The sequence below is a fragment of the Citrobacter sp. GW821-FHT02E08 genome, from assembly GCF_059421685.1.
Map to the genome: position 1 here is coordinate 1 of NZ_JBWKVL010000021.1, position 13,744 is coordinate 13,744.

At 57.6% G+C, this 13,744-nt stretch carries 14 protein-coding genes; 1 reads left to right on the forward strand and 13 read right to left on the reverse strand.

What is annotated here, in order from left to right:
* Nucleotides 1-219: 219 nt before the first annotated feature.
* The 13 genes from paaY to paaA form a co-directional block, all read right to left on the reverse strand.
* Nucleotides 220-816, reverse strand: coding sequence for a phenylacetic acid degradation protein PaaY (gene paaY, locus AC07UY_RS20250; protein WP_494701852.1), 597 nt, complete (start codon nt 814-816; stop codon nt 220-222).
* A complete protein-coding gene (gene paaX / locus AC07UY_RS20255; protein WP_203361115.1) occupies nt 798-1,751 on the reverse strand; it encodes a phenylacetic acid degradation operon negative regulatory protein PaaX in 954 nt (317 codons plus the stop codon). The genes paaY and paaX overlap by 19 nt, the downstream gene beginning before the upstream one ends.
* A 143-nt stretch (nt 1,752-1,894) precedes the next feature.
* A complete protein-coding gene (gene paaK, locus AC07UY_RS20260; protein WP_203361114.1) occupies nt 1,895-3,214 on the reverse strand; it encodes a phenylacetate--CoA ligase PaaK in 1,320 nt (439 codons plus the stop codon).
* Between the two features lie 26 nt (nt 3,215-3,240).
* The gene (gene pcaF / locus AC07UY_RS20265; RefSeq protein WP_494701851.1) at nt 3,241-4,446 is read right to left on the reverse strand and encodes a 3-oxoadipyl-CoA thiolase; all 1,206 of its coding nucleotides are present in this window, start codon (nt 4,444-4,446) and stop codon (nt 3,241-3,243) included.
* A complete protein-coding gene (gene paaI, locus AC07UY_RS20270; RefSeq protein ID WP_494660525.1) occupies nt 4,446-4,868 on the reverse strand; it encodes a hydroxyphenylacetyl-CoA thioesterase PaaI in 423 nt (140 codons plus the stop codon). The genes pcaF and paaI overlap by 1 nt, the downstream gene beginning before the upstream one ends.
* A complete protein-coding gene (paaH, locus tag AC07UY_RS20275; protein ID WP_494701850.1) occupies nt 4,858-6,285 on the reverse strand; it encodes a 3-hydroxyacyl-CoA dehydrogenase PaaH in 1,428 nt (475 codons plus the stop codon). The genes paaI and paaH overlap by 11 nt, the downstream gene beginning before the upstream one ends.
* A 1-nt stretch (nt 6,286) precedes the next feature.
* Nucleotides 6,287-7,075 (reverse strand): 2-(1,2-epoxy-1,2-dihydrophenyl)acetyl-CoA isomerase PaaG, encoded by a 789-nt coding sequence (gene paaG / locus AC07UY_RS20280; protein WP_494701853.1) that lies wholly within the window; start codon nt 7,073-7,075, stop codon nt 6,287-6,289.
* A complete protein-coding gene (gene paaF, locus AC07UY_RS20285) occupies nt 7,075-7,842 on the reverse strand; it encodes a 2,3-dehydroadipyl-CoA hydratase PaaF (RefSeq protein WP_494701849.1) in 768 nt (255 codons plus the stop codon). The genes paaG and paaF overlap by 1 nt, the downstream gene beginning before the upstream one ends.
* Entirely contained in the window at nt 7,839-8,909 is a 1,071-nt protein-coding gene (gene paaE, locus AC07UY_RS20290) for a 1,2-phenylacetyl-CoA epoxidase subunit PaaE (protein WP_494701848.1), read from the reverse strand. Before paaE ends, paaF begins: the two co-directional genes overlap by 4 nt.
* A gap of 7 nt (nt 8,910-8,916) precedes the next feature.
* Entirely contained in the window at nt 8,917-9,414 is a 498-nt protein-coding gene (gene paaD / locus AC07UY_RS20295) for a 1,2-phenylacetyl-CoA epoxidase subunit PaaD (protein ID WP_494660529.1), read from the reverse strand.
* 13 nt (nt 9,415-9,427) lie between these two features.
* The gene (gene paaC, locus AC07UY_RS20300; protein ID WP_192612302.1) at nt 9,428-10,174 is read right to left on the reverse strand and encodes a 1,2-phenylacetyl-CoA epoxidase subunit PaaC; all 747 of its coding nucleotides are present in this window, start codon (nt 10,172-10,174) and stop codon (nt 9,428-9,430) included.
* Nucleotides 10,175-10,182: 8 nt separating this feature from the next.
* The gene (paaB, locus tag AC07UY_RS20305) at nt 10,183-10,470 is read right to left on the reverse strand and encodes a 1,2-phenylacetyl-CoA epoxidase subunit PaaB (protein ID WP_162382198.1); all 288 of its coding nucleotides are present in this window, start codon (nt 10,468-10,470) and stop codon (nt 10,183-10,185) included.
* An 11-nt stretch (nt 10,471-10,481) separates the two neighbouring features.
* Nucleotides 10,482-11,411 carry a 1,2-phenylacetyl-CoA epoxidase subunit PaaA gene (gene paaA, locus AC07UY_RS20310; RefSeq protein WP_203361106.1) on the reverse strand — a complete coding sequence of 310 codons (930 nt, stop codon included), beginning with the start codon at nt 11,409-11,411 and terminating at the stop codon, nt 10,482-10,484.
* A 284-nt stretch (nt 11,412-11,695) separates the two neighbouring features.
* On the opposite strand from paaA, the gene paaZ reads away from it, so the two are divergent.
* A complete protein-coding gene (gene paaZ, locus AC07UY_RS20315) occupies nt 11,696-13,741 on the forward strand; it encodes a phenylacetic acid degradation bifunctional protein PaaZ (RefSeq protein ID WP_494660530.1) in 2,046 nt (681 codons plus the stop codon).
* The last annotated feature ends 3 nt before the right edge of the window (nt 13,742-13,744 follow it).

Consider the following 13,744-nt stretch of genomic DNA (forward strand, 5'->3'; position numbering starts at 1 on the left):
GGCAGACGGAATAAGGCGAATATATCGCGAAGCGACGATTTTCCCGCCGGGAGCCAGGGTTGCAAGGGAGGCGGCGGTGAGCCTCCCTTGCACGTTCACAGGTAGTGTGGCTTCAGAGAAGCAATGAACATAAGGTGAACGTCACCCTTCGCCAGAGTGACAGGTTCTCTAATCAGCATTACAGACGCGATTAGCACCCTTTCCCGAGAAGGCTAGCGCTTAAATGGCCGACTTCGGCCGCAGATTCTCATCAAATTGCAGACGTTTACGGCCCGATTCCTCTTCCCGCAGCGGCTCCACCTGATGCATCGTCAGTTTGCAACGCTCTACCAGCACCTGATACTCACGCGTGCCCTGCTGCTTCCACGCCATCTCCTGTGCGCTCAGCGCACGAATCGCTTTCGCCGGGCTACCGATAATCAGGTAGCCCGCTGGCATTTCGGCTTTCGCTTTCACAAACGCGGCGGCACCGACGATGCTGTTTTCACCGATCACCGCCCCGTCCATCACCACCGCGTTCATACCAACGAGCGCGTTGCGACGGATAGTACAGCCGTGCAGAATCGCACTGTGCCCAATATGGCCGTTCTCTTCCACCACGGTGTCCTGCTCAGGAAAACCATGCATCACGCAGTTATCCTGAATGTTCGCCCCATCTTTAACGACGATACGCCCAAAATCTCCCCGCAGACTGGCGTTCGGCCCCACATAGACCCCTTTGCCCAGGATCACATCGCCAATCAATACGGCCGTCGGATGTACATAACTCTCTTCAGGCACCACCGGGGTCAATCCATCTATTTGATAAACTGGCATACTGCCTCCTGATCTACGCTCAGACCGCCAAAACGCTGGAACCAGAGACTGCCCGGCGACGGCAATTCTCCTACCGAGGTTTCCCCTTTTTCACTGACAAACGCCAGCGCGCCTGGGGCAACACGTTGATAAATATTGATACATAACTGACGCGCCGTCTGTCCTGCCCAATGCGCCGGTAATAACTCTTCGGGCAATAGCGGATCTTTGAGCACCACGCGTCGATAAAAATGGATTAACAGCAGTTGAATATGAAACGCGCGCTGCGGGGTTAATTCGTCTGGCCCCACCTCTTTCAACAGGGGCAGCAACGGGCGAAATGCGTCGATAAACGACTCATACATGACGTTTTGCTCGGTGAGTTGCCAGCACTCTTCAACCCGGGCACGCAGCGCCGCGCGCGACAGTGCCAGCGGAGAATGCGCCTCAAAGCAGATAACGTTCTCCGCGACACCGGCCTCGTGCAACAACGACTGCACATCCGCAAGCTGTTGTGACGGCGACGCCATCAGACTGGGTGCCAGGGTACCAAACCCCTGCCAGATCAGCTGTTTTTTCACATCCGCGAGGGTGTTTTTGTCTAACCCTTCAGACAACAGCAGCAGCCATTTGCCATCCCATGCGGGCTGTTCCGCGCGATAGATTTTGTTTTCTGCTCGTCGGGTTAAACGCAGACCTTTGTCACTCAGACTGTAGAAACTACGGCGGCCCAGACGCGAAACATTCAGCCAGCCCTCTTTATTGAGTCGAAACAGCGCGGTACGCACAAAGCGCTCGCCAAAGCCCAGCCCTTCCAGCAACGCAGCCAGACTCCCGAGCCAGATTTCACCGCCGCGATGAGAGAGCGAGTCGCCATAAAGCGAAGAGATGAGTGAGGTTCCACTGATGTGGCCCGAGCTAACCGCATGCTGGATGAAGGTATCGAGTTTACTCATGTGACTCATTCTGTTGTTATTGTTCAGATTTACGCATCATAGCATAGGTTTATGCGAGGACTTTGTCGGGTGGCGCGACGCTTACCCGACCTACGGTCAACCTGTAGGCCGGATAAGGTGTTTACGCTGCCATCCGGCAAGACTTACACGTTGGCGATGTTGCGTAAATCGAACACGCGGCAGGCTTTCCCCTCTGAACGCGGAATACTGCCGCAGTTCACAATCATCACGTCAGTCGAAATACCGACCATCGATTTGATGCGGTGGCGCAACTGATGGCACACCTGGCAGCGCTGTTCATGGGTCAGCGTCAGGCTGCTCTCTTTCAGTTCCACCTTCACGGAGAGTGAATCCAGATGCCCGCGACGGTTCACCTCAAGCTGGTAATGCGGCGACAGATGCTCGAGCTTGACGATCTCTTCTTCAAGTTGCGATGGGAAGACGTTCACGCCGCGAATAATCAGCATGTCGTCGCTGCGGCCACTGATGCGGTCCATACGGCGCATTGTGCGGGCGGTGCCCGGCAGCAAACGCGTCAGGTCACGGGTACGGTAACGAATCACCGGCAACGCCTCTTTGGTCAGGGTGGTGAACAGTAATTCGCCCTGCTCGCCATCGTCCAGCGGCGTGCCATCATTCGGGTTGACGATTTCCGGGTAGAAGTGATCTTCCCAGATTGTCGGACCGTCCGCCGTTTCGATACACTCCATCGCCACGCCAGGTCCCATCACTTCGGACAAGCCATAAATATCCAGCGCGGTTATCCCCAGACGGCGCTCAATTTCTTTACGCATCGCCTGCGTCCACGGTTCCGCGCCAAACACGCCGACACGCAGAGAGCACTGACTGGCGTCGCCACCCATCTGGCGCTCCAGTTCTTCAATTAAGTTCAGGCAGTAGGACGGCGTCACCATAATCATATCGGGCTGGAAATCACGGATCAGCTGCGCCTGTTTTTCGGTTTGTCCACCGGACATCGGAATCACCGTGGCCCCTAAACGCTCCGCGCCGTAGTGCGCGCCAAGCCCGCCGGTGAACAGTCCGTAACCGTAGGCGACATGAATTTTATCTTTCGCGGTGCCGCCTGCTGCACGCAGTGAACGCGCGACAATATTCGCCCAGGTATCAATATCATTTTGGGTATAGCCGACAACCGTCGGTTTACCGGTGGTTCCTGAAGAAGCGTGGATACGCACCACCTGCTCCATCGGTACCGCAAAGGTGTCGAACGGGTAGTTATCACGCAGATCCTGTTTGGTGGTACACGGGAATTTGCGCAGGTCGGCCAGCTCTTTGAAATCGTCAGGATGCACGCCAGCGGCATCAAATTTGCGGCGATACATCGGAACGTTGTCGTAAGCATGTTTCAGCGTCCACTTCAGGCGCTGGGTTTGCAGCGCCTGTAATTCATCCAGAGACGCGGTTTCAATCGGATCCAGTTGTGTTGTTGTTTTCGTTGTCATTGTAGGGTACTCGCAGGTTGTTATGCTCAAACACGTTCCAGAATCATGGCAATGCCCTGACCCACGCCGATACACATCGTGCACAACGCGTAACGACCGTTGCGACGATGCAGCTCGTGTGTCGCGGCTAACGCCAGCCGGGCACCACTCATCCCCAACGGATGGCCTAACGCAATCGCACCACCATTGGGGTTAACATGCGGGGCATCATCTGCCAGCCCCAGCTCACGCAGCACACCCAGCGCCTGGGCGGCAAACGCTTCATTCAGTTCGATAACGTCCATGTCGTGAATACTCAGACCGGCGCGCTCCAGCACTTTGCGAGTGGCAGGCACCGGACCCAGTCCCATCAGGCGCGGCTCAACCCCGGCTGTCGCCATCGCGACAATACGTGCCCGCGGCGTCAGCCCCTGCGCAATGGCCATCTGTTCGCTGGCGACAATCAGCGCTGCGGCACCGTCGTTAACGCCTGACGCATTACCTGCGGTAACGACGCCATCACGACGAAACGGTGCTTTTAGCGCGTTGAGCTGCGCGAGGGTCGTTTCCGCACGCGGGTGCTCGTCATGTTGTGTTTCTGTTACAGCACCTTTTTTATTCTTCAACACGACCGGAACGATTTCCTGCGCCAGGATACCCATCTCTTGCGCTCTCGCCGTCCGTTGCTGACTGCGTAACGCAAAGGCATCTTGATCTTCGCGCGTTATCCTTAACAACTCAGCTACATTCTCTGCCGTTTCCGGCATGCTGTCAGTACCAAATTGCTGCTCCATGAGCGGGTTCACAAATCGCCAGCCAATGGTGGTATCAAACATCTCTGCCTGACGCGAAAATGCGCTGGTCGCCTTGCCCATCACGAAAGGTGCACGCGACATTGACTCCACGCCGCCCGCGATCAGCAGGTCGCTGTCGCCCGATTTAATGGCGCGCGCGGCAAAGCCCAGCGCGTCCAGACCAGAACCGCACAAACGGTTGATGGTGGTACCGGAAACGGTTTGCGGCAGACCCGCCAACAGTGACGACATGCGCGCCACGTTGCGGTTATCTTCGCCCGCCTGGTTGGCACAGCCGAAAATCACGTCATCAATACAGTGCGCGTCAAGCGTCGGGTTACGCACCAGCAGTTCACGCAGCGGGATGGCCCCTAAATCATCAGCACGTACGCCAGACAACGCGCCGCCGTAGCGACCAATGGGAGTACGGATTCCGTCACAAATAAATGCATCGCGCATCAGGCTTCTCCTGTAATGGTGCCGCCGGTGCGGTGAGATTTACCGCGAAACAGCGCGACCGTTTTCTGCTGTTGGTTAACAATTTCGATATCGTAAACACCGGTTTTTTTGCCCTGATGGCGAACCTGCGCGGTCGCCGTCAGAACATCGCCCACAAATCCCGGGCGTAAAAAATCAATGGTGCAGGCCGAGGCCACCGCCGCCAGACCCTGACTGTTGCAGGCGTAGGCGAACGCGGTATCCGCCAGGGAAAACAGTTGCCCGCCGTGGCAGCTCTGATGCCCATTCAACATTTGCGGCGTGACGGTCATCGTCAACACAGCAAAGCCGTCACCCATCTCAGTAATGTTGATCCCCAGCGCTTTTGCGCAGGCGTCGTTCTCGTACATAGCGTGGGCATTTTGCCAGGCGTTATGACTCATAACCAGACTCCAGAAGCGCACGCTGGCGCAGCAGTGAACAAGGGCGATAACGTTCTTCACCGTAATGGCGTTGCAGGTTTTCCAGCAGAATCAGCAGGCGTTGCCAGCCGAGACGTTCCCCCCATGCGAGAGGCCCGCACGGATAATTAACGCCAAGCCGCATGGCGGTATCGATGTCCTGTTCGCTGGCGACCCCTTTTTGCAGCGTATCCAGCGCTTCGTTCACGATCATCGCGACGGTACGCCAGACCAGTAACCCCGGATAGTCCGCGATGTGCAGCACGTTTTTCCCCTGCTGCTGCAGGTAATAAATGGCTTTTTGCGTCGCTGAGCGTGGATTGCTGTCGGCGGCGGCGACAATCGCCACATCGCCTTCCATGCGATCCACCACCACCACCGCACGCCCGGTGCGCAAGGCCAGCGCCTGGGCGGTTTCGCCCTGCGTTTCAATCAGCAGCACATCGTCAAGCTCAGTGACACCGTCACTTCTCTTTTCAATCTTCACCGGGCCGTAGCTTGCACTCACCGTCCCGACTACCTCGGCGGGGGCACGTTCGGTACGCCAGTCATAGACGCCGTGACCGCTTTTTTTGCCCAGACGCCCCGCCATTACCAGTTCTTGTTGAACCAGCGAAGGCAGAAAACGGCGTTCCTGCCAGAACGCGTTAAACACCGAGCAGGTCACCGCAAAGTTGACGTCCTGACCGATCAGGTCGGTCAATTCCAGCGGTCCCATCGGGAAACCACCGCCGCCACGCAGCGCGGCATCAATGACCTCCGGCGCTGCAACCTGTTCTTCCAGCGCGCGCCAGGCTTCCGAATAGAACGGGCGAGCCACCCGGTTGACGATAAATCCAGGCGTAGACTGGCAGCGTACCGGCTGTTTACCCCAGCTCATCGCCAGATTGCACAGTTGCTCCACCACCGCCTCTGAAGTCGCTAATCCGCTGACGACTTCAACCAGCTTCATCACCGGTGCGGGATTGAAAAAGTGCAGTCCGGCGACACGTTCAGGATGGCTAACGCTGGCGGCGATCGCCGTAATGGAGATCGACGATGTATTACTGGTCAGTAGCGTGTGAGGCTGGCAAATTTCCGCCAACTGGGAAAACAGCGCCTGTTTGATTTCAAGGCGTTCTGACGCCGCTTCAATCACCAGATCCGCCGCCGCCAGCGAGTCGATATCGGTCACCGGAACCAGTCGCGCCAGCGTCGTCTCACAGGCTGCCGCCGTTAATTTGCCGCGCGCCACGCGAGATTCGAGGCGACGGCGAATACCGTCAACACCGCGAGAAACGGCGGCCGCCGAAATGTCATACAGCAGCACCTGATGACCGTGGCTGGCGGCAACTTCTGCGATCCCCGCCCCCATCGTGCCACTGCCAATCACCGCAACGGTCTGTACACGTGTCATCATCTTATTTCCCCGTGAACTGCGGCGAACGTTTGGCGAGAAATGCGCTGACGCCTTCCCGGTAATCGGCACTTCGGCCCGCCAGACGCTGGTAATCGCGCTCCAGATCGAGCTGTGCATCCAGCGTGCTGGTTTCTGCGTGGTTGAGAGCCTGTTTGATCAATCCCAGACCAAAGGTGGGCTGCGCCGCCAGATGAAGCGCCAGTTGCTGTGCGGTGTCGGAGAGTTTTTCATCGTCCACCACCTGCCAGATCATGCCCCAGTTGTGCGCCTGCTCTGCGCTCAGCTTGTCGCCCAGCAGCGCCAGTCCCATCGCACGCGCTCGCCCCGCTACGCGCGGCAACAGCCAGGTGCCGCCACAATCAGGCACTAAACCTAATTTACTGAACGCCATCACAAAATTTGCCGAGCGGGCAGCGATAACGATATCGCAACCCAGCGCCAGCGTTGCCCCAGCGCCCGCCGCGACACCGTTCACTGCGCAGATGACCGGTTTAGGCAGTTTTGCCAGACGGCGCACCAATGGGTTATAGAAACGCTCCACCGACATGCCCAGATCAGGAGCGGGTCCGGTAGGGTCGACGTTACGGTCGTTAAGATCCTGTCCGGCGCAAAAACCGCGACCGGCCCCGGTCACCAGCAGGCAGCGGATGGTGTCATCGCGCTCGGCCTGTTTCAGGCACTCGGACAATTGCTGGTGCATCACGTCATTGAAACTGTTCAGACGCTCCGGGCGGTTGAGCGTAATCGTCATCACGCCCTGTTCTACATGACTCAGAATGAAATCCATGATTAGCGTCCTTTAAAAACCGGTGAGCGTTTTTGTAAAAATGCGTCGATCCCTTCCCTGCGATCTTCCGTTGCCGAAAGCAGCGTAAAGAGCTGGCGTTCTTGCGCCAGTCCTGCCTGGAGGGGGACTTCCTGCGACTGGCGTAGCGCCTGCTTTGCCGCCTGCAGCGCCAGCGGCGAATGGCGCGCCATCAGCGCCGCCTGCTTTAAGGCATACTCCAGCGTCAGCGCTGCCGGGTAGACATCGCTGACCAGCCCCGACTGCAACGCCTGCTGCGCGGTGATGCTCTCACCGGTCAGCACCATTTTGTTGGCAAGTGATTTCCCGACGCTGCGAATCAGACGCTGCGTTCCACCGGCGCCCGGCATAATACCCAGCGTAATCTCCGGCAGACCAAAACGGGCGTTATCCCCGGCAATCACCACATCGCACAGCAAGGCCAGTTCACAACCGGCACCCAGCGCGTAACCGTTGACTGCGGCGATCAACGGCTTATTAAAAGCGTTGATTCGGGCCCACAGATGGACGCGCGCGTCGTTGAGCGTGGCGGGCAGATCTTTTTCCGCCATTTCATTGAGATCGGCACCGGCGGCAAAAAAGCGTTCGTTGCCGGTGATGACGCAGACAGAAATACTGCTGTCGCTCGCGGCGGTTTCCAGTTCGCTCGCCAGTTGCGCCAGCAGGGCATTGTTCAGGGCATTACGCGCCGCCGGACGGTTCAGCGTCAGCTGCAATACGCGGTCGTGACGGGTGACAATAAGTTCGTTCATACCATCCCCTTCGCGTCAAAGTCGACAACCACATCGCTGGTCAGCGGCAGCGCCTGACAGCTCAGAACATAACCCGCCGCCAGTTCGTCCGGCTCCAGGCTGTAGTTGGTGACCATGTCCACTTTTCCACGCACCACTTTGCATTTACAGGTGGCGCATACCCCGCCTTTACAGGCGTACGGTAAGTCAGCGCCCTGACGCAGCGCCGCATCAAGAATGCTTTCGTCATCGGCAGATAGCGTGATTTCACGGTCACGGCCATCCTGACGAACGGTCACTTTCTGCCCTTCCGTCTGGACGCTGGTCGTGCGTTTTACCGCCGAACCTGGGGTGTTGAAGCGCTCCAGATGAACGGCCTTTTCCGGCATGCCGAGCGCTTTGAGCGTGACTTCCGCCTCGTCCATCATCGCCGCCGGACCACAAATAAAGGCTTCGTCGAACTGGCTGTAATCGACCAGATGAGTGGCCAGCGCCGTCAATTTCTCACCGTCAATGCGCCCGTGCAGCAGATCGCTGTCCATCGTCTCCTGACTGAAGACGCAGACCAGTTGCAGACGCTGCGGGTATTTGTCTTTCAGGTCGGCCAGCGCCTGGCGAAACATCATGCTCTGGCTGCTACGGTTACCGTAAATCAGCGTGAACTCGCTGGCGGTTTCGGTTTGCAGGGTGGCAGACAAAATCGCCAGCATCGGCGTGATGCCGGAACCTGCGGCAATCGCCAGATAGCGTCCGCTGCGCTGGGCTTGCGGCTGATAGCCGAAATGGCCCTGCGGCACCATTACCTCAAGCGTCATACCTTGTTTGATCTCGTCGCGGGCATAGCGGGAGAAACGCCCGCCCTCGATCGCTTTTACCGCTACGCTTACCTCGCCCGGATTCAGGCTACGGCAGATGGAGTAGCAGCGGCGTAACTCCGTCCCTGCCAACTGGGCTTTCAGCGTCAGGTGCTGACCTGGACGAAAGCGATACGCGTCCTGTAATGCGGGCGGCACCGCAAAGGTGATGGTCACCGCATCGCGGGTTTCGGGTTCTACTTTTGCCACCGTTAAGGAATGAAACGTTGTCATGGCAACCTCAAATACATTTGAAATAATCGAAGGGTTCACGGCAGCTGTCGCAGCGCCAGAGCGCCTTGCAGGCCGTTGAACCAAATTCACTGATAAGCGACGTGTGAACGCTGCCGCAGCGCGGGCAACTCACCTCGGCCGGAAGATGCGCATGGCAACTGTGTCCGACCGGCGGGCTGATGCCGTACTGGCGCAGGCGTTCACGGGCATCCGGCGTCATCCAGTCGGTAGTCCAGGCAGGATCGAGGCGCAGTACAATGTGAACGGGCGTAAAACCGTGCGTCGTCATCGCCTCGCGGATAGCGCCTATCAGATGTTCCGTCGCCGGGCAGCCGGAATAGGTTGGCGTAAAGCCGATGACCCAACCGTCTCCCTGCTGTGCGACGCTGCGCACCATGCCGAGATCGGTAATGGTCAGCACCGGAATTTCCGGGTCCGGGATCGCGCTAAGCAGATTCCAGATTTCGCGTATTTGTGCCGGGGCTATCTCTGCCAGACGTTGCATGACGACTCCTCCGTTACCACTGCTGACCAGGATAAGCGCGCTGGAGGTACTGCATTTCCGCCAGCATCGGTCCCAGATGTTCGGTGTGCAGCCCTTTTTTACCGCCTGTGCGGTACGCCGCTTCTTCTGGCGTCGTGAGCGTTGCTTCACGCAACCCGGCGAACACTTCCGCTTCCCATTCCGCACGTAATTGCGCGGGATGAACGGCAATACCGGCGTCGCTCAGGGCGATATCAATCTCATCGGCGTCGAACAATTCGGCGGTAAAGCGCCAGAGATTGTTGACCGCCTGCTGCATTTTTTGCGCTGACACGTCAGTACCGTTGCCCAGACGCTCCAGCCAGCCGCGGCTAAAACGCAGGTGATAACGCGCTTCTTTAATCGCTTTGGCGGCGATGGCAGCAAGCTGCTGATCGCGGCTGAGTGTGAGACGGGTAAACAGCGCCACGTGCCAGGCATCAATGAAATACTGGCGCACGAGGGTGTCGGCAAAGTTGCCGTTTGGCTGTTCGACCAGCAGTAAGTTGCGAAACTGGCGCTCATCGCGGCCAAAGGCGAGCGTATCTTCATCGCCCGCGCCTTCCAGTTCGGCGGCATAACTTAAGAAGTTGCGCGCCTGGCCCAGCAAATCCAGACCAATGTTGGCGAGCGCGAGATCAATCTCCAGCTCCGGCGCATGTCCACACCACGCGCCAAGGCGTTGCGACAGAATCAGGCAGTTGTCACCCAGACGCAGGGTATAAGCGGTTAACGTTTTCATTCCCTGCCTCACATGTGCTCAATGCCATCGGGGATGGTGTAAAACGTCGGATGGCGATATACCTTACTTTCCGACGGGTCGAAGAACTCACCACGCTCTTCCGGCTGGGAGGCGACGATTTCGCTCGCCTTCACTACCCAAATCGAACACCCTTCGCTGCGGCGGGTGTAGGCGTCACGCGCATTCTCCAGCGCCATCCGATCGTCGGCTGCGTGCAGGCTACCCACGTGGCGGTGCGATAATCCCTGCTTACCGCGAACAAAAACTTCATATAACGGCCAGTAAACTTTGCTCATTGTGTTTCCCCTTAAGCGACCTTGCAGGCGTGTTGTTTTTGCGCATGTGCCAGTGCGGCTTCGCGCACCCACGCCCCCTCTTCCCACGCTTTGCGTTTGGCATCCAGACGTTCCTGGTTACACACGCCGCGGCCGTTGATCACCTCGTTGAACTCCTGCCAGTCGATCTCGCCAAAGCGGTAGTGGCCGCTTTCAGCGTCAAAGCGCAGATCCGCATCCGGTACGGTCATGCCCAGCATTTCAACCTGCGGGACGGTGTTGTCGACAAAACGCTGACGCAGTTCGTCGTTACCAAAACGTTTGATTTTCCACGCCAGGCTTTGGGCGCTGTTCGGCGAGTTATCGTCGTTCGGTCCAAACATCATCAACGCCGGCCACCAGAAACGATTGATGGCGTCCTGTAGCATCTGACGCTGATCCTCGCTCCCCTGTGCCAGAGCCATACAGGCTTCGAATCCCTGACGCTGGTGAAAGCTTTCCTCTTTACAGATTTTCACCATCGCCCGGGCGTACGGTCCGTAGGAGGTACGGCACAGCGCCACCTGATTCACAATCGCGGCGCCGTCAACCAGCCAGCCGATCACGCCGATGTCCGCCCAGCTCAGGGTGGGATAATTAAAGATGGAGGAGTATTTCATGCGCCCATCGAGCATCTTCTGATAGATGTCTTCCCGGGCGCAGCCCAGGGTTTCCGCCGCGCTATAGAGATACAGACCGTGCCCGGCTTCGTCCTGCACCTTCGCCAGTAAAATGGCTTTACGACGCAGCGTCGGCGCGCGGGTGATCCAGTTGCCTTCCGGCAACATACCGACAATTTCGGAATGCGCATGCTGACCTATCTGGCGGATCAGCGTTTTACGGTAGGCCTCGGGCATCCAATCCTGGGGCTCGATTGCCGTCTCCTGCGCTATGCGTTGCTCAAAGCGTTGTTCTTCGGTCACGTCATCACCTTTACGATTCCAGTTTTCGTGATTTAAAACAAAAAATGAATCACGTTGTTTTACAAACGTTACACAATAGTTAATTAAAACCCCAAGGTTTGTTTGTGTAATTTGTGACGCGATTCGCAGGTGATTTATCATTTCCCTTTATATTCAGGCTTATAAAGGTTTGCGCATAATGCTCCGCGATCACATTGTTAATAAAATATTAAAACAAGGCTTGATTTTTATGATTCATAAATCAACTATTCACAGCGAGATCACGTAACATTTGGAGAGAAGAGATGCAGCAACTAGCCAGCTTCTTGTCCGGTGCCTGGCAATCTGGCCGGGGCCGCGCCCGTACGATTCATCACGCCATCCACGGCGAAGCCTTATGGGAAGTCACCAGCGAGGGCCTCGATATGGCCGCAGCTCGCCGGTATGCCATTGATAAAGGGGGAAATGCGCTTCAGGCCATGACCTTTATTGAACGTGCCGCCCTGTTGAAAGCCGTTGCCAAACATTTGCTCGGCGAAAAAGAGACCTTCTATGCGCTCTCCGCACAAACCGGCGCTACCCGGGCAGACAGCTGGGTCGATATTGAAGGGGGTATTGGTACGCTGTTTGCCTATGCCAGCATGGGCAGCCGTGAACTGCCGGACGATACCCTCTGGCCAGAAGATGAACTGATCCCCCTTTCCAAAGAAGGCGGTTTCGCCGCGCGTCATGTGCTGACGTCAAAATCAGGCGTGGCAGTCCACATCAACGCCTTTAACTTCCCGTGCTGGGGCATGCTCGAAAAACTGGCGCCTACCTGGCTTGCCGGGATGCCGGCAATCATTAAACCGGCAACCGCCACCGCCCAGGTGACACAGGCGATGGTGAAATCGATTGTTGATAGTGGTCTGGTGCCCGACGGCGCTATTAGCCTGATTTGCGGCGGCGCAGGCGATCTACTCGACCAGCTCGACAGCCAGGATGTGGTCACCTTCACCGGTTCCGCCTCAACCGGTCAGTCATTGCGAGTTCACCCGAACATCGTGGCAAACTCGATCCCCTTCACCATGGAAGCCGACTCGCTGAACTGCTGCGTCCTCGGTGAAGACGTGACGCCAGAAAGCCCGGAATTTGCGCTGTTCATCCGTGAAGTGGTCCGTGAAATGACCGCCAAAGCCGGGCAAAAATGTACGGCCATTCGCCGTATCATCGTGCCAAATTCACAGGTTGAAGCGGTCAGCGATGCGTTAATCGCCCGTCTCGGTAAAGTGGTGGTGGGCGACCCGGCTCAGGAAGGGGTCAAAATGGGGGCGCTGGTCAACGCCGAACAGCGTGCCGACGTTCAGGAAAAAGTGAACCTGCTTGTCGAGGCAGGCTGTGAAGTGCGTCTTGGCGGCCAGGCGGATTTAACCGCGCCGGGTGCGTATTTCCCGCCGACGCTGCTGTTCTGCCCTCAGCCGGATGAAACCCCGGCGGTACATGCCACAGAAGCCTTCGGTCCTGTTGCAACGCTGATGCCGTATCAACACGCCGACCACGCGATGGCGCTGGCACGTGCAGGTGGCGGCAGTCTGGCGGGAACGCTGGTGACGGCAGATCCTGCGCTGGCGCGTCAGTTCATCGCCGGGGCCGCCCGTGCCCACGGCCGTATTCAGATCCTCAATGAAGAATCCGCCAAAGAATCCACCGGCCACGGTTCGCCGCTACCGCAACTGGTTCACGGCGGTCCAGGACGTGCTGGCGGTGGTGAAGAGCTGGGCGGTCTGCGTGCAGTGAAACATTACCTGCAACGCACCGCAATTCAGGGCAGCCCAACCATGCTTGCCGCCATCGGCAAACAGTGGGTCCGTGGCGCGCAGGTTCTTGAAGACCGGATCCACCCTTTCCGCAAATACTTCGAAGAGTTGCAGGCGGGCGACAGTTTGCTGACGCCACGTCGCACCATGACCGAAGCAGACATCGTTAATTTTGCCTGTCTGAGTGGCGATCACTTCTATGCGCACATGGACAAAATCGGCGCGGCAGAATCCATTTTTGGCGAGCGCGTCGTACACGGTTACTTTGTGCTTTCTGCCGCTGCAGGGCTGTTTGTCGACGCTGGCGTCGGGCCGGTTATCGCCAACTACGGGCTGGAGAACCTGCGCTTTATCGAGCCGGTGAAACCTGGCGATACAATTCAGGTTCGTCTGACCTGCAAACGCAAAACGCTCAAAAAACAGCGTTCAGCGGAAGAGAAACCGACGGGCGTCGTCGAATGGGCGGTCGAAGTCTTTAACCAGCACCAGACACCGGTCGCGCTCTACTCTATTCTGACGCTGGTCGCACGTCAGCACGGGGATTTCGCGTCCTGATAA